Annotated in this window: 21 protein-coding genes; 12 read left to right on the top strand and 9 right to left on the bottom strand. The window is 70.5% G+C overall.

Annotated features, from left to right (window positions below; translation table 11 throughout):
* Window positions 1-2: 2 nt before the first annotated feature.
* The 5 genes from ID554_RS29775 to ID554_RS29755 form a co-directional block, all read right to left on the bottom strand.
* Complete coding sequence (locus ID554_RS29775; protein ID WP_223884342.1) at window positions 3-851, bottom strand: creatininase family protein; 849 nt, start codon at window positions 849-851, stop codon at window positions 3-5.
* Entirely contained in the window at window positions 848-2635 is a 1788-nt protein-coding gene (locus ID554_RS29770; RefSeq protein WP_223884341.1) for an ABC transporter permease, read from the bottom strand. The genes ID554_RS29775 and ID554_RS29770 overlap by 4 nt, the downstream gene beginning before the upstream one ends.
* The gene (locus tag ID554_RS29765) at window positions 2632-3705 is read right to left on the bottom strand and encodes an ABC transporter ATP-binding protein (protein ID WP_117226963.1); all 1074 of its coding nucleotides are present in this window, start codon (window positions 3703-3705) and stop codon (window positions 2632-2634) included. The genes ID554_RS29770 and ID554_RS29765 overlap by 4 nt, the downstream gene beginning before the upstream one ends.
* Window positions 3706-3849: 144 nt before the next feature.
* Complete coding sequence (locus ID554_RS29760) at window positions 3850-4893, bottom strand: extracellular solute-binding protein (RefSeq protein WP_117226964.1); 1044 nt, start codon at window positions 4891-4893, stop codon at window positions 3850-3852.
* 22 nt (window positions 4894-4915) lie between these two features.
* A complete protein-coding gene (locus ID554_RS29755) occupies window positions 4916-6079 on the bottom strand; it encodes an ROK family protein (RefSeq protein WP_117226965.1) in 1164 nt (387 codons plus the stop codon).
* A gap of 336 nt (window positions 6080-6415) precedes the next feature.
* Between ID554_RS29755 and ID554_RS29750 the strand changes: the two genes are divergently transcribed.
* Both ID554_RS29750 and ID554_RS29745 read left to right on the top strand, forming a co-directional pair.
* Complete coding sequence (locus ID554_RS29750) at window positions 6416-7276, top strand: aldo/keto reductase (protein ID WP_117226966.1); 861 nt, start codon at window positions 6416-6418, stop codon at window positions 7274-7276.
* A gap of 38 nt (window positions 7277-7314) precedes the next feature.
* Window positions 7315-7536 carry a hypothetical protein gene (locus ID554_RS29745; protein WP_117226967.1) on the top strand — a complete coding sequence of 74 codons (222 nt, stop codon included), beginning with the start codon at window positions 7315-7317 and terminating at the stop codon, window positions 7534-7536.
* Window positions 7537-7547: 11 nt separating this feature from the next.
* Here ID554_RS29745 and ID554_RS32215 read toward each other — a convergent pair whose 3' ends face one another.
* Genes ID554_RS32215 through ID554_RS29735 form a run of 3 tightly spaced genes read right to left on the bottom strand, consistent with a single transcriptional unit; the run spans window position 7548 to window position 8902 of the window.
* A complete protein-coding gene (locus ID554_RS32215) occupies window positions 7548-8141 on the bottom strand; it encodes a hypothetical protein (RefSeq protein WP_223884340.1) in 594 nt (197 codons plus the stop codon).
* Window positions 8142-8172: 31 nt separating this feature from the next.
* Window positions 8173-8745: a helix-turn-helix domain-containing protein gene (locus ID554_RS32210; protein ID WP_223884339.1), complete on the bottom strand. Its 573-nt coding sequence runs from the start codon at window positions 8743-8745 to the stop codon at window positions 8173-8175.
* Entirely contained in the window at window positions 8735-8902 is a 168-nt protein-coding gene (locus ID554_RS29735; RefSeq protein ID WP_191088663.1) for a hypothetical protein, read from the bottom strand. The genes ID554_RS32210 and ID554_RS29735 overlap by 11 nt, the downstream gene beginning before the upstream one ends.
* 149 nt (window positions 8903-9051) lie before the next feature.
* On the opposite strand from ID554_RS29735, the gene ID554_RS29730 reads away from it, so the two are divergent.
* From ID554_RS29730 to ID554_RS29720, 3 genes are all read left to right on the top strand, one after another.
* The gene (locus ID554_RS29730; RefSeq protein ID WP_117226968.1) at window positions 9052-9891 is read left to right on the top strand and encodes a helix-turn-helix domain-containing protein; all 840 of its coding nucleotides are present in this window, start codon (window positions 9052-9054) and stop codon (window positions 9889-9891) included.
* A complete protein-coding gene (locus tag ID554_RS29725; RefSeq protein ID WP_117226969.1) occupies window positions 9888-10103 on the top strand; it encodes a DUF397 domain-containing protein in 216 nt (71 codons plus the stop codon). Before ID554_RS29730 ends, ID554_RS29725 begins: the two co-directional genes overlap by 4 nt.
* Window positions 10104-10413: 310 nt before the next feature.
* Window positions 10414-11895: a Fic family protein gene (locus ID554_RS29720; protein ID WP_147333403.1), complete on the top strand. Its 1482-nt coding sequence runs from the start codon at window positions 10414-10416 to the stop codon at window positions 11893-11895.
* Window positions 11896-12022: 127 nt separating this feature from the next.
* On the opposite strand, the gene ID554_RS29715 is transcribed toward ID554_RS29720, so the two are convergent.
* A complete protein-coding gene (locus ID554_RS29715; RefSeq protein ID WP_117226971.1) occupies window positions 12023-12598 on the bottom strand; it encodes a DUF5872 domain-containing protein in 576 nt (191 codons plus the stop codon).
* Between the two features lie 100 nt (window positions 12599-12698).
* Between ID554_RS29715 and ID554_RS29710 the strand changes: the two genes are divergently transcribed.
* The 7 genes from ID554_RS29710 (at window position 12699) to ID554_RS29680 (ending at window position 19434) form a co-directional block, all read left to right on the top strand.
* The gene (locus ID554_RS29710) at window positions 12699-13337 is read left to right on the top strand and encodes a M23 family metallopeptidase (RefSeq protein ID WP_223884338.1); all 639 of its coding nucleotides are present in this window, start codon (window positions 12699-12701) and stop codon (window positions 13335-13337) included.
* 48 nt (window positions 13338-13385) lie between these two features.
* Window positions 13386-13847: a hypothetical protein gene (locus ID554_RS29705; protein WP_117226972.1), complete on the top strand. Its 462-nt coding sequence runs from the start codon at window positions 13386-13388 to the stop codon at window positions 13845-13847.
* A 100-nt stretch (window positions 13848-13947) separates the two neighbouring features.
* Window positions 13948-15483, top strand: a complete 1536-nt coding sequence (locus tag ID554_RS29700) for an ABC transporter substrate-binding protein (protein ID WP_117226973.1) — start codon at window positions 13948-13950, stop codon at window positions 15481-15483.
* Between the two features lie 18 nt (window positions 15484-15501).
* Complete coding sequence (locus tag ID554_RS29695; protein WP_117226974.1) at window positions 15502-16446, top strand: ABC transporter permease; 945 nt, start codon at window positions 15502-15504, stop codon at window positions 16444-16446.
* Entirely contained in the window at window positions 16443-17372 is a 930-nt protein-coding gene (locus tag ID554_RS29690) for an ABC transporter permease (protein WP_223884337.1), read from the top strand. Before ID554_RS29695 ends, ID554_RS29690 begins: the two co-directional genes overlap by 4 nt.
* Before the next feature lie 38 nt (window positions 17373-17410).
* The gene (locus tag ID554_RS29685) at window positions 17411-18403 is read left to right on the top strand and encodes an ABC transporter ATP-binding protein (RefSeq protein ID WP_117226975.1); all 993 of its coding nucleotides are present in this window, start codon (window positions 17411-17413) and stop codon (window positions 18401-18403) included.
* Entirely contained in the window at window positions 18400-19434 is a 1035-nt protein-coding gene (locus ID554_RS29680; protein ID WP_117226976.1) for an ABC transporter ATP-binding protein, read from the top strand. The genes ID554_RS29685 and ID554_RS29680 overlap by 4 nt, the downstream gene beginning before the upstream one ends.
* The last annotated feature ends 44 nt before the right edge of the window (window positions 19435-19478 follow it).

The raw sequence follows: 19478 nt of genomic DNA, 5'->3' as shown, positions 1-19478 counted from the left end.
GGTCACCCCTCCTTCCGAGAAGGTGTCGGGTCGGTGGGCAGGGGATCGGCGGTGGGCGGCGCGGGTGGCGGTGCGGCGACCCAGGCGGCCACGATCTCCCGCAGCCGGGCCCCGGCGATGTGCCGGACCCGTTCGCCGGTCTCCACGTCGGCCAGCGAGATGTGCCCGGACCAGCCCTGCCACGGGTCGGGCCGGGACTCCACGAGCACGTACGGGTGCGGCACCGGCAGCTTCGGCTTCGGCGGCAGGTCCTCGACCGCGTCGAGGCGTACCGCGTCGGGGTCGAAGCCGAGCACGCCCGAGGTCTCGTACGCCCCGCCGTGCCCGCGCGCGGGCAGCTCGCCGTAGAGCTGGGTGGTCTCCGCCGGGGTCACCAACTGGAACCAGTTGACCAGCAGCAGGCTGGCCTGACGGCGGCCGGAGACCCACTCCATCGCGGCCCGCGCGGTGGACATGTTGGCGTCGTGCCCGTTGACGATCAGCAGGCGGGGGAAACTGGCCGCGACGATCCCCTCGATCACGTCGGCCAGGTAGCCGACCGCGATCTCCGGGCGGATCGCCACCGTCCCCGGCCACGGCCGGGTCTGCCCCGGGCAGGCCGCGTACGGCACGGCGGGGAAGAGGACGCCGCGCGGGCCCTCGCCGGTCGCGCCGCTCTCGGCGGCGAACCCCTCGGCCAGGATCAGGTCGGTGCCCAGCGGCAGGTGCGGGCCGTGCCACTCCACCGCGCCCACCGGCAGCACCGCGAAGTCCGCGGCGGCGGCCACCGCCGCCAGTTCGCCACCGGGCACCCGGCCGATCGGCAGCAGGCCCGACTCCGGCCAGCTCACGGTCACCTCGGTACGCGTCACGCCGTCCACTTCGCCGCCTCCCGGGACGCCGACCGGCCGCTCTGGAGCCGACCGGAGACCACCATCACCACGAAGATCAGCGCCACCTGGAGCATGCCGTACGCGGCGGCGGTGCCGACTTCGAACGAGTACATCCGGTTGTTGATCTCGACCGAGATCGGTGCCGTCTGCGACGTGTAGATCAGCACCGAGGCGACGAACTCGCCGACGCCGTTGACGAAGGCCAGCAGCGCGCCGGCCGCCACCCCGGGGATCATCAGCCGCAGGGTGACCGTGCCGAACGCCCGCCACCACGAGGCGCCCAGGTTGCGGGCCGCCTCCTCCAGCGAGGGGTCGATCTGCGCCAGCGTGGCCGAACTGGACCGGAACACCAGGGGCAGGAACCGCACGAAGTACGCCAGCGGCATGATCCAGAAGGTGCCGATCAGCACCTGCCCGAAGCTGAACGCGTTGCCGGTGCTGAACGCCGAGATCAGGTTGATCGCCACCACCGTGCCGGGCAGCGCCCACGCCAGCATGACCGCCACGTCCAGCAGCGCCCGGCCCCGGAAGTCCAACCGCCGCACCGCGTACGCGATGAGCACGCCGACCACCACACAGGCGACCGTGGCGATCAGGCTCATCTGCAACGAGTTGAGGATCGGCTGGAACGCCCTCGGGTCGGAGAAGATGGTGACGAAGTTCTGCCAGGTGTAGGCCGACGGGATCACCTGGGTGGTCCACGAGCCGTCCTCGGAGAACGCCACCAGCGCGATCGTGCCCACCGGCGCCAGCAGCACCACCGTGGCCAGGACCGAGGCGGCCAGCACGGCCCACTTGCCGAACGGGTTGGTGATCTCCCGCCGGTGCGCGGCGACCCCCTTGGACTGCGAGCGGTAGCTGCGCCGCCCCTCGTACCAGCGCATGCCGAGCAGGAACAGGATCGACACCACCGCCAGCACCGAGGCGTACGTGGAGGCCATCGGCAGGTCGCCGTTGGTGCGGTTGATGTAGATCTGCATGGTCATCGTGCGGTCCACGCCGAACAGCAGCGGAGCGGTGTACGACGCCAGCGAGGTCATGAACACCAGCAGCGAGGCCGAGACCAGCGCCGGGGTGAGCATCGGCAGCAGCACGGTACGCCACACCCGTACCCGGCCGGCGCCGAGGTTGTACGCGGCCTCCTCCACCGACGGGTCCATCCCGGACAGGGCGGCCGAGGCGGCGAGATAGAAGAACGGGTACATGGTGAAGGTGTGCACCACCAGCACCCCCGCGATGCCGGTGAACGGCAGCACCGGGCTCTCGGTGCCGAACAGCTGCTGGAGCCCGCGCGGCAGGATGCCGGTCTCGCTGTAGAGCAGCTGGAACGAGATGGCGCCGATCAGCGGCGGCAGCGCGGCCGGCACCAGGATGATCGCCTCGATCAACCGGCGACCGGGGAACTGGAAGCGCTTGAGCAGGAACGCCATCGCCACGCCGACGATCCCGCAGAACAGCACACTGGCCGCCGAGATGCCCAGCGAGGTGAGCAACGACGACCGGGCCACGCCCTCGCCGCGCAGGAACTCGGTGTAGTTGGCGACCCCGTCCACCCCGACGCTCTCCGCGAAGGTGGCGAACATCGGCTGGACCACGTACCCGAACAGGATCAGCGCCAGCGGGAACACCAGCGCGTACGGGAACCAGCGGGAACTGGCGCCACTGGCGAAGCGTCCGCCCAGCCGGGGACGGCGACCCTGTCCGGCCGGGGTCGGGTCCTCGGTGATCGGCGGGGCGGTGGCGGCGCTGGGTGCGGCCGTCACGGGTGCACCACCCACATACGCTCCCGGTTGAGCCGCAGCCCGATCCGGTCGCCGACGGCGACGCCCGCCGGCACGTCGATCGCGGCCACCTGCACCGACTCACCGGCCACGTCGACCACCAGGTTGGTGGCCATGCCGGTGAACTCCAGCTCGGTCACCTGGCCGGGCAGCGCACCCGCTTCGGTGGCCGAGGTGAGACCGATGTGCTCCGGGCGTACCGACACCAGCGCGCTCTCACCGGGGCGCAGGCCGTGCCCGGCCGGCGCGGCCACCGCGATCTCGGTGCCGTCCGGGCGGCCGACGGTGACCGTCTCGTCGGTGACCGCCACCACCGGCAGCGACAGCACGTTGCTGCGGCCGATGAAGCGGGCCACGAAGGCGTTGGCCGGCCGGTGGTAGATCTCCTGCGGGGCGCCGATCTGCTGCACCCGCCCGGACTCCATCACCGCGATCCGGTCCGACATCGCCATCGCCTCGGCCTGGTCGTGGGTGACGTAGATGGCGGTGGTGCCGCTCTCCTTCTGGATACGGCGGATCTCGGTGCGGGTCTCCTCGCGCAGCTTCGCGTCCAGGTTGGACAGCGGCTCGTCGAGCAGCAGCGTACGCGGACGGATGACCAGTGCCCGGGCCAGCGCGACACGCTGCTGCTGACCGCCGGAGAGCTGGTCGATGCGCCGCTCGCCGTATCCGTCCAGGTGCACCTGGCCCAGCGCCTCCTCGACCCGTCGCCGGGAATCGGCCCGCCCCACCTTGCGGATCTTCAGCCCGTACGCGACGTTCTGCGCCACCGACATGTGCGGGAACAGCGCGTAGTTCTGGAACACCATGCCGGTGTCGCGCTTGTTCGGCGGGCGGCGGGTCACGTCCTCGGCGCCGAAGCGGATCCGGCCGGAGGTCGGGAAGTAGAACCCGGCCACCATGCGCAGGGTGGTGGTCTTGCCGCAGCCGCTCGGGCCGAGCAGGGTGAAGAACTCACCGGCGGCGATGCTGATGTCGACATCGTCGACGGCCGCGGTGTCGCCGGCGCGGGCGAATCGCTTGCTCACCGACTCCAGCGTGACATCGATCATGATGTCCTCCTTCTCGTGCTGCCGGTCGTAGGTAAGGAAGGGACCCTTTCTAACGTCTGCGGTATAGGAAGGGTCCCTTCCTTACATCGGTCGGCCGGCCGGCGGCCGGGCCGGGTACGCGTACCCGGCCCGGTGCCGACGCGGTCAGCCCTTGTTCTTAATCTGGCTGTTCCAGTGGTTGATCCACTCGGTCTCGTGCTCGGCGATGACGTTCCAGTCGACGTTCATCGGGCGCAGGTCGAGCTGGGCCAGCCACTCCGGCTGGTCGGCGATCTCGATGGCGGGGATCTGGAAGAAGTCCTTGGCCAGGTCCGCCCGGAGCCCGTCGTCGAAGAGGAACTCGATGAACTTCTGCGCGCCCTCGGAGTTGCCGCCCTTGACCGCGGCGAGACCGTCGACCAGCACCGGCGCACCGGAGGTGGGCATCACGTAGCCGAAGGGCATGTTCGACTGGTTGGCCTGCAACAGCACGTCCTGCAGGTTCCAGGCGCTGAGCGTGCCCTGCTGGCGGGAGAGCTTCAGGTACAGGTCGGCCGGATTGGCCGCGTACGAGCCGGTGTTGGCGTCGAGGCGCTTGAGCCAGTCGTACCCGGGCTGCGGGTTGCTGCCGTCGGGGGAGAGGCGCTGGATCATCGAGGCGTAGATCGACCGCATGGTGCCGGACGCGGCCACGTCCCGGATGATGATCTTGTCTTTCCACTGCGGGTCGAGCAGGTCGTCCCAGTCCTTCGGGGCCTGCTCCGGGGCCAGCGCCGCGTTGTTGTACATGATGACCTCGGGCAGCAGGATCTCCCCGAACCAGCGGCCCTCGGCGTCCTTGTACTGCTCGTCCATGCTGTCGGCGAACGACGGCTGCCAGGGGGCCAGCAGGTCCTCGGCCGCACCCGCCGAGAGACCCTGCTGGGTGCCGCCCCACCACACGTCGGCCTGCGGGTTGGCCTTCTCGGCGCGGACCCGCTCCAGGATCTCCTGGGCGCCGATGTTGAGGATCTCGACCTTGCCCTGGTACTCGGGGTACTTCTCGGTGAACTTCTCCACCACGAAGTCGGTGACCTTCTTGTCCCGGGCGGTGTAGATGGTGAGCTGCGCAACGTCACCTGCGGCGTCGTCCGAACCGCCACCGCCGCAGGCGGTGCCGACGGCGAGCACGCTGGCGAGCGCTCCGGCCAGGAGAAGTCGTCGTTTCATGAGGTACCTCCGAGGGAAGGGATCAAGGGGTGGGTAGGAGTTGGGGTGTGCCGGCCGCCGCGGCGGCGAGGGCGTGACTGACCGCGCCGTGCAGCACCGCGCGGTCGCCGAGGACCGCCCGGCGTACCTCGGTGGCGGCGGGCGCGGAGGCGTCGACGAGCGTCTGGAGCCGCGCCACGGCGTCGTCGTCGAGCTGGGTGGCGGCGCCGCTGAGCAGGACCCGGCCCGGGTCGATCACGCAGGCGCAGGAGACGATCAGCCGGGACCAGGCGGTCAACACCTCGTCGAGGTACGCCGCCGCCCGCGCGTCGGTGCGGGCCAGCTCGACCAGGGCGGCCACCGGTGCGTCCGGCCGCCGGCCGGGGGCGAGCGCGACGACCCGTTCGGCGACGGCGTTCTCCGACCACCGGGCCTCGAACGGGCCGATCCCGTCGTGTCCCCGGTCGGTCGGGTCCAGCGGCAGGAAGCCCACCTCGCCGGCCGCGCCACCGGCGCCCCGGCGGACCTGCCCGTCCAGGACCAGTCCGGCGCCGATGCCGTCGGCGACGTGCAACAGCAGCAGGTCGGCCACGTCGCTGCCGGCCCCGGCGGCGTGTTCACCGGCGGCCATCAGGTTGACGTCGTTGTCCACCACGACCGGCACGCCGAGGTGTCGTTGGACTGATTCGCCTATCTGCCGGCCCTCGACCAGCCCCACCGAGGGGGCGAGCCGGACCGTGCCGCCCGAGGAGACGCCCGGCGCGGCGATCGCCACCCCGCGCAGCGCGGGAAGTCCGGCGCCGGCCAGTTCGGGTACGGAGCGGCAGATGGTCTCGACGATGTCGCCGGTGAGCCGGACCGCCCGGTGGGCGATGACGCTGCCGTCGCTGTCGGCGATCTCGCAGCTGATCCGGCTGGGTTCCAGCGACACCGCGGCGACCAGTTCGGCGCGCGGGTTGAACTCCAGCATGGCCCGGGGGCGGCCGGCCCGGGAGGTGCCCGGCCCGCGTTCGATCAGGTAGCCCTCGGCGATCAGTTCGCGGACGAGGGGAGTGAGTGTTGCGGGGCTCAACCCGGTCAACTCGGTCAGCTCGGCGCGGGAGAGCAGCCGTACCTGGCGGGCGGTGGAGATCACCGAGAGGCGCTTGATCTCCTTCGACCGCTCCCGGCTCACCGGGCTCGTTGGTGGCGTCACCACGTCAGTCACACTTCCTTCCTACGGCGAACGAACTATTGCGTCAAGTAACGAGTTGGTCTCGGGCGCCCGTCGACACCGCTGTGGCCTGGACATACGTCGAACCGTGAGGCGCCTGGAAGGGCCTGTTGCGGGAGGGGAAGGTGCGCAGGAAGAGGGGAAATAATTTGCTGTGCGTACAAATGAGGTGCGGGCGCCGCCGATCGTCCAGGACCGGCGCCACCGGTTGGCGGTGCGGGTGACGTGCCGGTCCGGTAGACAGCACTGCCAATGGGGTAGAAGGTGGAATCCGGGCGTTGCGGGCCACCGCCCGCCCGCCGAACCGCACCGCTTCGAGGAGGAGCCTGTATGCAGACCCGCCGTATCGGCGACGTCACCGTCGGCGCGATCGGGCTCGGCGGCATGCCGATGTCGATCGAGGGCCGTCCCGACGAACAGCGCTCGATCGCCACGATCCATGCCGCGCTGGACGCCGGGGTCACGCTGATCGACACCGCGGACGCCTACCACCTGGGCCCCGCCGACGCCGGTCACAACGAGTCGTTGATCGCCAGTGCCGTGGCGAGCTACGGCGGCGACACGTCCGACGTGCTGATCGCCACGAAGGGCGGCCACGTACGCCCCGGCGACGGCCTCTGGACGTTGAACGGCAGGCCCGAGCACCTCAAGGACGCCGTCGAGGCGTCGCTCAAGCGGCTCGGCGTCGAGGCGATCGACCTCTACCAGTTCCACCGCCCCGACCCGAACACCCCGTACGCGGACTCCATCGGCACGCTGCGGGACCTGCTCGACGCCGGGAAGATCCGGATGGCCGGCATCTCCAACGCCGACCCGGATCAGATCAGGCAGGCCAACGAGATCCTCGGCGGCCGACTGGTCAGCGTGCAGAACCAGTACTCTCCCGCCTTCCGTTCCAGCGAACCGGAGCTGGCGCTCTGCGCCGAACTCGGCATCGCCTTCCTACCCTGGAGTCCGCTCGGCGGCATCTCCAACGCCGCCGAGCTGGGCTCCCGGTTCGCAGTCTTCGCCGAGGTCGCCCGGGAACGCGGCGTCAGCCCGCAGCAGGTCTGCCTGGCCTGGATGCTGGCGAAGGCGCCCACGGTGATCCCGATCCCCGGCTCGTCGCGCCCGGAGACGATCCGGGACTCCGTCGGCGCGGCCGACTTGGAACTCTCGGCCGAGGACCTGGCCCGCCTCGACGCGGCCTGACCGATCGGCCCCCGCGAGCCCCGTCCTCCGGCTTCGGTGTGGAGGACGGGGCTCGCGGGGGCGCCACCGTCGGCGGCACCCGCCGGACGGTCTGGTTCGACCGTGGCGACAACCGACCGGCCGGCAATCCGGGCGGCGACTTCGCCAGCGGGCACCACAAGGGACAGTGCGCCGTCGGCGAGCACCTCGTCGGGGTCGCCTACCGTGCCTGGATCTGGTCACCCGGCAAGGAACCCGACGCCCTGATGTGCCGTAGCTGACCGAACGCGGCTCAGCTCACCCCGAGGGTGACGGCCAGCGAGAGGACCGTCGCCGGGGCGTCAGGATGGCGGATCGTGTCGGCGAGTACGTCCCGGGCTGCGGGCCGGTCGCGTACCTCGGCCGACGCGGTGCGATCGGCGTCGAGCAGCACCCGGGCGGCGTTTACCGGATCGTCGGTCTGGAGATAGGCCCGAGCGGCGTCGATCAGATGGGCGGCCCGGACCCCGGGCGGCAGCCACCGCCAGCCGTCGCGCCCGACGGCGTCCACGTGCCGGGCGACCGCCTCGTCGGCCGCACCCCGCTCCACGTCGACCGCGACCCGGGCGAGCGCGACGGCGGTCGGCCCGAAGCAGGTGTGATGGTGGTCCTGGCCGTCGCCGACCACGACGGCCAGTTCGGTGGCTTCGTCGACACGGACGGCGGCGGCCTTGTCGTCACCGTGCCGCGCGGCCGCGAGAGCCGCCTGCACCAGCAACGTCCCGCACAGCGACAGCGGTGACCCGTCGGCATCGTCCGGGTCGGTCGGCGCGATCCGGTACGCGGCGGCGAGTGCCGCCGTACCCGCCGCCCTGGCTCGACCGGTGGCACACAGCACGTGGCCCAACTGCACGGTGGCGGCGGCGACCAGCAGCGGATCACCCGGTGGCGACGGCCATGGCCCGGTCGGCGGCCAGCCAGGCCAGCTCGGTCTCGCCGAGCTTGACCAGCAGCGCCGCCGTCACCCGGTACGCCTCCACCAGCGGCACCCGCCCGGCCTGCGGATCGTGGGCGTGGCCGCGCTGCGCGCCGGCCAGCAGTTCGGGCACCATGCCGACCAGGACCGGGTACCGCGCATGCTGGAAACTGGTCCAGGCGTGCGCGACGTCGCGGGCCAGCCGCGCGGCAGACGGCACGTCGCGGTGCGCCGCCGGTCGGTCCAGCGCGATGTCGTACGCGGACAGCGTCGCCCGGATCCGCTCCACGCCCTCGATCCGCACCGCCACGTCGGCGGGGCGGGTGTCCCGGCCCAGCAACACCGCCCGGTCGATCCGCAGCACACCGGCGATCTCCTGGAGCGTGGAAACCCTGTCCAGCGCCCGCACCCCACGCTCGACCTTGTCCACCCAGCTCTTGGACTTGCCGAGCCGATCGGCGAACACCTGCTGCGACATTCTTCGCCGCGCCCGCCAGTACGCCACCCGCCGCCCGACCGGCACCTCACTCTCCACGCCGCCACCGGCCCTCCGGGAGTGCCCGGGTCGTCTCCTCCACCGGAATCCGCTCTGCCTCGGCCATGGCGAGGATCCGCTGCTTCGCTGTCTCGCGCTCCACTTGCTGAATTTGCTCGGCTGCGTTCTGCCGGGCGGTGTCACCGTGACTGCTCATGGCTACCTCCGCTGGTGTCACTCAGGCTTCTCGGTGTGACGGCGTCATCACAGAGGATGATTCCATAGGGCATCTGCTCCAGACAATTGTCTGGGGCGAGTGTCTGAGGGGGGCCATGGGTTGTTGGTGTTGGCCTTAGACTGTCCGACGTGGCGAGTCCGACGGCACGACGCAAGCTGGGCATCGAGCTGAGAGGGTTGCGTGAAGCAGCTGGTCTGAACATCGAACAGGCGGCAGGCACAGCCGGCATCTCCGACTCTCACCTGAGTCGTATCGAGCGGGGCCGAGTTGGCGTCCGGCCGCTGACGCTCAAAGCGCTGCTCCAACACTACGGTGCTGACGCCGAGGTCACCGAGCGGCTTGCCAAGACCGCTGCCGATACCACCAAGCGCGGAGATCGTGGCTGGTGGCAGCCGTACGCGGCGGCGATCTCGGAGAAGTACGCGAGCCTGATCGCCTTCGAGAGCGAAGCGAGCTCGGTCAGAGCCTTCGGCCCGATGATCGTGCCGGGACTGCTGCAAACCGAGGACTACGCCCGCGCTCTGCTGCAACGCGGTCCCGTCCGGCTCAAGGCCGACGAGATCGACACTCGCGTGGAGGTGCGAACCGCGCGGCAGGCCATCCTTGAACAGACTGATCCGCCGAGCCTGTGGGTGATTCTCGATGAGGGAGTCATCCGTCGCATGGTCGGCGGGCCGAAGGTGATGCGTCGCCAACTCCTACACCTTGTGGATGTCGCCACCAGGCCCACCGTTGACCTTCAGGTGATCGCTCACTCCACAGGCGCCCACGCCGGAACCCTCGGGCCGCTCGTGATCCTCGGTTTCCCGGAGGGCGAGGATGTCGTGTACTGCGAGACGTACGCGGGGGACCTCTATCCGGAAGCGGTAGCATCGTACGGCGACGTCTTCAACAGGTTGGCGCAGGATGCGGCGTCGACTGATCGCTCAATCGAAATGCTGCGAAGCGCCGCTGAGGAGATGACGTGAACGGTCTGACGCGGGACTGGAAGAAGTCGACCAGGAGCAACGGCAGCGATAGCTGCGTGGAGGCGCGGGCGCACGACGGCGGAGCGCAGATCCGAGACTCCAAGGACCGCAGCGGTCCTGTTCTCTCCTTCGACCGTGCGAGCTACGGGCACTTCCTCACTGGGCTGAGGGCCCGTCGTCAAGCAGTACTCGCGGATGTAGCCATGAGGTGATCGTGGGCTGGTGGTCGGATTGCAGGGGCGGGGCCTGTGGGTGGCTGAGCGTCAGGAGCCCGGCTTGAGCGGCGATGCTCGGTGAGCGGCGATCTTGCTGGGCCGTGGCGCACCTGCCGGTGATTCCTCACCGGTAGGCCGACAGCGGCTGCTGCGATCCGTTGACGCGCTCAGCTTGACAGGGCCCACACCTGTGACGCGGTTGGCTCCGCGATCGCCCTTGGCACTTCCGGCCGCGCTACCTGTCTGCCGGAAGGATCCGCCTGTCGGACGACGGTGATCCGAGGTGGGACCACTAGGCTCCTGCCCTGTGACACCTGATGTTCCCTGGCGCAGCGTCGAGCCGTTGCCCGAGCTGAACGGCGACATCGCCGAACTGCTCTCGGCGACCGACAGTCTCCGCATGGTCTGGGAGGACAACCTCCAACTCTCCACGGCGGAGGAGATCGAGGCGGCGCGCAAGCGCAGTCTGCGCCGCCACGCCATCGAGACGGGGATCATCGAGCGGCTCTACGACCTCGACTGGGGTGTGACCGAAGCGCTCGTCGCCGAAGGGCTGACCCTCGACGTCGCGGCGGGCGAGGGTGAGCTGACCGAGGACACGCTCGCCGTGATCCAGGACCAGTACACCGCGTTGGAGCACCTCGCCGAGACGGCGCGCGGAGGCTCGCCACTGTCCCTGCATTTCATCCGGGAACTACATGCGCTGGTCACCCGGCACCAACCCACCTTCGACGCGCAGGATCAGTTCGGGCGTGTCGTGCGGGCCACGCTGCGGCACGGTGACTGGAAGACCCAGGGGAACTCCGTCACGCGGGAGGACGGCACCCGCGTCCATTTCACGCCTCCCGAGCACGTCCAGACGGAGATGGAACGCCTCCTCGTCCTGTACGACGAGATGTCGGCGACGGTGCACCCGATCGTGCGGGGTGCCTGGCTGCACCACCGGTTCATCCGTATCCACCCGTTCGCCGACGGCAACGGACGCGTGGCGCGAGCCTTGACCCTGCTGGTGCTGCTCCAGGCCCACTACGCTCCGCTCGTGGTGGACCGGCGTCAACGCGGCGACTACATCGCCGCGCTCGATCACGCTAACGACGGCGACATCCGGCCACTGGTGCGCTTCTTCGCCCGGCTGGAACGGCAGGCACTGACGTCCGCGCTCACCGGCACCGTGGAAGTCGCACCCGCCGGGGCCGGGGCGGTGGACGTCGCCAGAGCCTACGCCGAACGCCTCCGAGGGTTGGTACACGCAGGAGACGGCCGGCCACGGCAGCAGACCAAAGAACTCGCCTTCGACGTGCACGCGCGGCTGACCGATTACATGCGGGGCGTGCGGGATCAGTTCCTGGAGGCGTTCCGCACCGCCGACCCCGCTGCGGAAGCCCTGGTGACGGAGGCGGCGCCGCCGAGCGAGCAAGCCGCGTACTGGCGGGCGCAACTCATCCGCACAGCGAACGCCGTGGACTTTTACACCAATCTGCGGGAAGGAAGCTGGTGGGTCCAGTTGCGGCTCACCGTACTCGGTCAGACCATGCGCCACGTCGTGGCGGTCCAAAAGGTCGGCCGGGGGGAGACGGGCGTACTCGCGGTCACCGCATTCGCTGAGACAGTCGAGAACCACGTACCCGGTGACCTGCCCCGGCGTACACCGTTGCTGAACCCCGGCCCCGACGACAGCGTCACCCTCATCCACACCGACTCGGCGGCAGATCGCTGGCAGGAGGTCTGCGAGTTCGTCGACCGGACCCTGGCAGCGAGCATCGCCGGTTTCAGCAACAGCCTGGGTTGAGGCCCACTCGCCAAGGCCCCTCTGCGCCTCGCGTCGCCGGGATGTTAGGAAGGGTCCCCTGCTATGCACCAGGCGTTAGCAGGGGACCCTTCCTTGCACCACTGCGCGCCCGAGGCACCAGCGCGAGTCAGCGGCGGTCGAGCTCCGACTGGAGGCGTTGCAGGAGCGTCTTGCGGGCCTTGCCGCCGCGTTCGCGTCGCAGCGCCGTCCTGAGCTGGTTCTTGTCGAGGTCGCGTACGAGTCGACTGGCCTCGGGAACCGTCAGCTCGGTGAGCCGCTCGGCCGAGGTGGCGGACCGACCACGTGGGGAGGTCGTCTCCTTGCGGGCGCGTTTGGCCGGGTCGGTGTTGGCGACGAACTGCCGACCGGTACGCGACGCCCGTCGCTTCTTGGTGTCGGTGTCGCGCTTCTGCTCGTCCGAGAGCTTCTCCCACGCCTTCTTCGGCAGGTATCGCGCGGTTTCGCCGTCCTTGCGGGCCCGGGTGGAGCCGGTGCTGGTCTGCCACTTCTCCGCGCCCCAGCGCTCCAACGACCGCTGCCGCGAGTCCTTCGGTCCCAGGAAGCCGCCGCCGCGCCGTTCGTACTCCTTGGTGAGCAGTTGCGACTTGCGGGCCGACCACTGACCGGGCCGGCCGCCCCGGTCGGAGGCCATGATCTCGGCCTTGATCTGCTCCCGGAGTTCCGGTTTCGTGTACCGCGCCATGCCGGGTCGTTACCCGAACGCGGCCCCGGTGAACGTGGCCGTCGGGGTCCGGTCCCGTCACCGGCGGGGCCACTCGCCGGCCTCTGCCATGCTTGGCAGGGTGACGACCGGCCATCCCCGCACCCATCGTCGTACCCGCCGTTTCTGGAAGCTCCTGCTCGCGCTCGGTGCTGTCGCGGCCTTGGGCGCGGTCGCCTACGTGGTGGTGCCGCAACTGCTGCCGCCGGGACCGCGCCCGCTGTTCCAGATGCCGGTGGGCTGCGGCGAGACGTGGCAGGTGGGCACCTACCCCGGCCACGGCGAGTACGACGTCGACTTCTTCCCCCTCGAAGGGGACCAGTGGGGGCAGCCGGTGCTCGCCTCGTATCAGGGCACCGTCACGGTGGCCGGCATCAACGGGTCGCTGGGTGGCCGTACCCCGGCGGACCCGGATGGTCCGCCGGGACGGGGCGGCGGCTACTGGGTGAAGATCGACCACGGCGGGCGGTGGGAGACGCAGTACCTGCACCTGCTCGAACCGCCGTTGGTCGAGGAGGGGCAGCGGGTCGCCCAGGGCGAGCAGATCGGGCGGATCGGCAGCACCGGCAACTCGGGCGCCCCGCACCTGCACTACGAGCAGCGGGTGGGCTGGCAGAAGGTGGAGACCTGGTTCGACGGTGTGCCGTCCGGCATCACCAGCGACGACGCCGAGTACACGATGAAGCTGACCAGCAACAACTGTCCCGACGGGCAGCCCTGAGGAAACTGCGGACGCGGCCGTGTCGCACCCCTCTGCTGGGATACCGGCATGGGTGTTCTGTACGACTACTTTCGCGCGGCCGACGACGCCGCAGCGGTCAGGCTGATGGCGGAGATCGACGGTGGGCCGGTGGCCCTCGCCGACGGGCGACCCGGGGTCGACGCGATCGACTGCAAGGGCATCGACCCGTCGGTGACGCTGGGGGAGCTGGTGGCTCTCGTGCGGGGTCCGGCCGAGGCTGGCGACCCGGTGAGAGACCGGCTGGTGTGGAGCGACGCCGAGGACGGCCCCTGGTTGACCGTGCTGGACGACGCGACGCGGGACACGCTGGCGTCGATCACCGCCGACCAGACGCCCGAGCTGTCGGCCCGGTGGGGACGCAGCGAGGAACTCGCCTGGGACGGGCCGCTCCCCGACGACCAGATGCAGCCGGTGATCGAGGAGGTCAGCGCGCTCGCCCGACGTGCCCGGGACGCCGACGAACACCTCTACTGCTGGTCCTGCCTCTGACTCCGACGCGACACGTGTCCTGCCGTCGGAGTCGTTTGCGGTTAGCGTGAGGTGTAGAAGGACATCTTTCAGTGGCCGGGAAAGAATCCAGGGGAGGACCATGTCCAGCACCAGATTCCGGTTGGCCGGCGCCACCTTCACCCTGATGCTCGTCGCAGTCGCGGGCTGCACCACGGGCGAGGGGGTCCACGTCGACGGGGCCGACGGAGCGAGCGCGGGCGGTGTCCTCAACGCTGCCATCGGTGGCGAACCCGACCAGCTCGACCCGCACAAGACCTCTGCCTACTACAGCTTCCAGGTCCTGGAGAACGTCTACGACACCCTGGTCGAGCCGGACGCGAACCTGGAGATGCAGCCCGCGCTGGCCACCGGGTGGACCACCAGCGACGACCAGCTCACCTGGACGTTCACCCTCCGCGAGGGAGTCAGGTTCTCCGACGGGTCACCACTGACCGCCGAGGACGTCGTGTACTCGTACACCCGGATCATCGACGAGAAGCTGAACACCGCGTACAAGTTCGCCACCGTCAGGTCGGTGACCGCGCCAGATCCCACCACGGTGGTCGTCGCGCTGACCGCGCCCACGCCGAACCTGCTCGCCAACCTCGGTGGCTTCAAGGGCGTGGCGATCGTGCAGAAGGCCAACATCGAGTCCGGCGAGGTGACCACGAAGCCGGTCGGCAGCGGCCCGTTCGCGATCGGCTCCTACACCAGCGGCGACAACATCCGGCTGGTCCGCAACGACAACTACTGGGGCGAGAAGCCCAAAGTGGACGGGGTGACCTTCACCTTCGTCAGCGATCCGACCGTGGCTCTGCAGAACCTGCGCGGCGGCGAGGTCCACTGGACCGACAACCTGCCGCCCCAGCAGGTGCCCGCGCTGCTCGACGCCGACGAGCTCACCGTGCGGTCGGTGCCGTCCACCGACTACTGGTACCTGGCCCTCAACCAGGCCCGTAAGCCGTACGACAACGTCGCCGTGCGCCGGGCGATCGCCTTCGCCCTGGACCGGGAGGCGATCACCAAGGCCGCCAAGTTCGGGCTGGCCACCGTCAACCAGACCGCCATCTCGCAGAACAGCGCCTACCACTACGAGTACGCGCCGTACACGCACGATGCGAACCAGGCCCGGCAACTGCTGGACCAGGCCGGTGTCAGCGGGCTGACCCTGGACCTGATGGTCACCACCGAGTATCCGGAGACCGTCACCGCCGCACAGGTGATCGCCTCGCAGTTGGCGGAGATCGGCGTCACCGTCAAGATTCGTACGCTGGACTTCGCGCAGTGGCTCGACGAGCAGGGCAACGGCAACTTCGACGCGTTCATGCTCGGCTGGCTGGGCAACATCGACCCGGACGAGTTCTACTACGCCCAGCACCACAGTGGCGGCACCTTCAACTTCCACAAGTACGCCAACCCCACCGTCGATCGGCTGCTCGACCAGGCTCGCACCGAGACCGACCAGGGCGCCCGCAAACAGCGGTACGAGCAGGTGGCCAAGCAGATCGTCGACGACGCCAGCTACATCTACCTCTACAACCCGGACGTGGCGCAGGGCTGGTCCAGCGGTCTGACCGGCTACGAGGTACGCACCGACCGGGCGATCCGGTTCCGCGACGCGGCGTTGGCGAAGTGACCGGGGCGGGGACCGCAGGTGGCACGCTTCGTGATCCGCCGGCTGGTGCAGTCCGGTGTGGTGCTGATCGGCGTGACCCTGGTGGTGTTCCTGCTGATCCAACTGGTGCCGGGTGACCCGGTACGCGTCGCGCTCGGCACCCGGTTCGACCAGGAGACGTACGAGGCGTTGCGGGCCCGGTCCGGGCTGGACCAGCCGCTGGTCCCGCAGTACTTCGACTACCTCCGCCGGGCGCTGACCGGCGACCTCGGCGTCAGTTTCCGCAGCGGCCGACCGGTCACCGCGATCCTGCTGGAACGGTTGCCCGCGACGCTGTCGCTGGCGGTCACCGCGGTGCTGTTCGCGATGCTCGTCGCGTTCCCGCTCGGGATCGTCTCGGCCATCCGCAGCGGCTCGCTGGTCGACCACGCGGTACGCGTGTTCAGCCAGTTCGGGGTCTCGGTGCCCGACTTCTGGATGGGCATCATGGGCATCCTGCTCTTCGCCGGGGTGCTCGGGTGGCTCCCGCCGTCGGGGTACGTGGCGCTGACCGAGGACCCGGCCCGGTGGGCCTCGCACGTGGCTCTGCCGGCCGCCACGATCGGCCTGGTCACCGCCTCGATCCTGACCCGCTTCATCCGTTCCTCGATGCTGGAGGTGCTCTCCGAGGACTACGTCCGCACCGCCGAGGCGAAGGGGCTGCGGGCCCGGGTGGTGGTGCTGCGGCACGTCCTGCGCAACGCGCTCATCCCGGTGGTGACCGTCGTGGCGGTGCAACTGGCCAGCCTGCTCGGCGGGGTGATCGTGATCGAGGTGCTGTTCGCCTGGCCCGGCATCGGCCGGCTCACCTTCGACGCGGTCCGGGCCCGGGACTACCCGGTGCTGCAAGGCGCGGTGCTGTTGGTCGCGGCCCTGTTCCTGCTGGTCAACCTGCTGGTGGACGTCCTCTACGCCCGCCTCGACCCGAGGATCAGGGTCCGATGAGCGGCCGGCTCGGACGACTCGTCCCGGCCTGGGCCGACGTCCGCTCGCGGGGCGGCAGCGACGGGCAGGTACGCCGTGCGCTGTCGGCGCTGTGGCGCGACCCGCTGGCCCTGAGCGGCAGCGCGGTGCTCGTGCTGCTGGTCGTGGTGGGGGTGGCCGGCCCCTGGCTGGCGCCGTCGGGCGTCAACGAGGTGGACACCGACCGGATGCTCCAGCCGCCGAGTTGGTCGCACCCGTTCGGCACCGACGAGCTGGGCCGCGACGTGCTCAGCCGAGTCATGATCGCGGCCCGGGTCTCGCTCCAGGTCGGGCTGGTCAGCGTCGGCATCGCCCTGGCCGTCGGGGTGACCCTCGGGCTGCTCGCCGGCTACTACGGCGGCTGGTTGGACAACATCCTGATGCGCTGCATGGACGTGCTGTTCGCGTTCCCGGTGCTGCTGCTCGCGGTGGCGATCGTGGCCGTGCTGGGGCCGGGACTGCTCACCGCGATGATCGCGATCGGGGTGGTCTACACGCCGATCTTCGCCCGGGTCACCCGAGCCGGGGTGCTCTCGGTGCGGGAGCAGGTCTTCGTCCGGGCGGCGGTCTCGATCGGCGCGTCGGACCTGCGCATCATGGGTCAGCACGTGCTGCTGAACATCGCGGCGCCGCTGATCGTGCAGACCTCGCTGTCGCTGGCCTTCGCGATCCTCTCCGAGGCGGCGCTCTCCTTCCTCGGTCTCGGCGTACAGCCGCCGGAACCGGCCTGGGGCCGGATGCTCGACGACGGCCGGGAGTTCGTCACCGACGCGTGGTGGCTGGGCGTCTTCCCGGGGGCCGCCATCTTCCTCACCGTACTGGCGTTCAACCTGGTCGGCGACGCGCTGCGGGACGTGCTCGACCCCCGCCAGCTCACCGTAGCCGAAGCCCGAAGGAGCACGTCGTGAGCAAGCGAAATGCCGGCGTGAGCGACCGGAGTGTCGGCATGAGCGAGCGCCAGGTGGTGTTGGGGATCGAGGACCTCGCCGTGACGATCGGTACCCGGCGGGGGCCGGCGCGGGCGGTCGTCGGGGTGGACTGGTCGGTCCGGGCGGGGGAGACGCTGGCCCTGGTGGGGGAGTCGGGCAGCGGCAAGAGCATGAGCGTGCTGGCCGCGACCGGCCTCGCGCCGCGTTCGGCCCGGGTGACGGGGCGGGTGCACCTGCTCGGCACGGAACTCACCGGGCTGCGGGAGGCGGAACGCCGACGGTTGCGGGGACGGCACGTGGGTTTCGTGTTCCAGGATCCGATGACGTCGCTCAACCCGGTGTTGACGGTGGGCCGGCAGGTCGCGGAGGCGAGCGAGGAGCATCTCGGCCTGAGTCGGCGGGCGGCCCGGACCCGCGCCATCGAGCTGCTCGACATGGTCGGCATCCCGTCGGCCGAGCGGCGGGTGGACGCGTACCCGCACCAGTTCTCCGGCGGCATGCGGCAGCGGGTGGTGATCGCGATGGCGTTGGCCTGCGAGCCGGATCTGCTGATCGCCGACGAGCCGACCACCGCGTTGGACGTCACCACGCAGGCACAGATCGTCGAGCTGGTGGCGGACCTGCGACGGCGACTCGGCACGGCGGTCGTCTGGATCACCCATGACCTGGGCGTGGTCGCCGGGATCGCGGACACGGTGGCGGTCATGTACGCCGGTCGCATCGTCGAGCAGGGGCCGGTCGACGCGGTCTTCGGTCGGCCGGCACACCCGTACACCCGTGCCCTGCTGGCGGCGCGGCCGGACCCGGCGGCGGGCGGCGGCGAGCTGGTCACCATCCGGGGCGCCCCGCCGAGTCCGCTGGACCTGCCGGCCGGCTGTGCCTTCTGGCCCCGCTGCCCGGTGCGGGGTGACGCCCGCTGTGAGCACGAGCCGCCGCCGCTGGTGTCGGTGTCGGGGCGGCACGAGGTGCGCACCTTCTATCCGCGACGGCACGACGGGGAGGACCGATGACGGCCGAGCGGACCGAGCCGCACCTGACCGGCCACCGGCCCGGCGCGACGGCCGACGTGGTCGCCGAACTCGACGACCTGACGGTGTGGTTCCCGACCCCGGCGGGCGTGGTCCGCGCGGTGGACGGGGTGTCGCTGCGGGTACGCCGGGGCGAGACGCTGGGTCTGGTCGGCGAGTCGGGCAGCGGCAAGTCGACCACCGGGCTGGCGTTGCTGCGGCTGGTCGACCCGACCTCGGGCACGGTCCGGGTGGCCGGGCAGGACGTGACCCACTGGTCGCGGCGGCGGTTGCGCGCGCTGCGCCGCCGGGTGGCCATGGTCTTCCAGGATCCGCAGGCGTCCCTCGACCCGCGCCGTACGGTGGGCGCGAGCATCGCCGAACCGCTGGCCGTGCACCGGCTCACCGATCGGAGCGCCGCGCGGCGGCGGCGGGTGGCGGAACTGCTCGACATGGTCGGGTTGCGTGATGACCTCGCCGACCGGCATCCGCACGAGCTCTCCGGCGGTCAGCGACAGCGGGTCGGTATCGCCCGCGCCCTGGCCGGCGAGCCCGACCTGATCGTGCTGGACGAGCCGATCGCCTCGCTGGACCTCAGCGTGCAGGCCCAGATCATGAACCTGCTGCGGGGGCTGCAACGGGACCTGGGGCTGACCTACCTGTTCATCGCGCACGACCTGGCCGCGGTGGAGCACATGAGCGATCGGATGGCGGTGATGTACCTGGGGCGGATCGTGGAGTCCGGCACGCCGGCCCGGATCTGGCAGCAGCCGGCGCATCCGTACACGGCGGCGCTGTTGTCGGCGATCCCGGTGGCGGATCCGCAGGCCGAGCGGGCCCGTCGGCGGGTCATCCTCAACGGCGACATCCCGAGCCCGGTGGACCCGCCGGTGGGTTGCCGCTTCCGGACCCGGTGCCCGCAGGCCCGGCCGGACTGCGCCGGGACGGATCCGCCGCTGGTCGAGGTCGTCCCGGGGCATTGGGCCGCCTGCCTGTTCGCGGGGGAGGCGGTACGGGCGATGCGCGCCGGGTAGCCCGCGCGACTCCGACACCTTGACGGGCCGCGCCGAACTGTCCA

Origin of the sequence: Micromonospora craniellae, assembly GCF_014764405.1 — a bacterium.
Taxonomy (GTDB): Bacteria; Actinomycetota; Actinomycetes; order Mycobacteriales; family Micromonosporaceae; genus Micromonospora; species Micromonospora craniellae.
The sequence above is the reverse complement of the archived record's forward strand: the minus strand, read 5'-3'. Positions and strand labels throughout refer to the sequence as shown.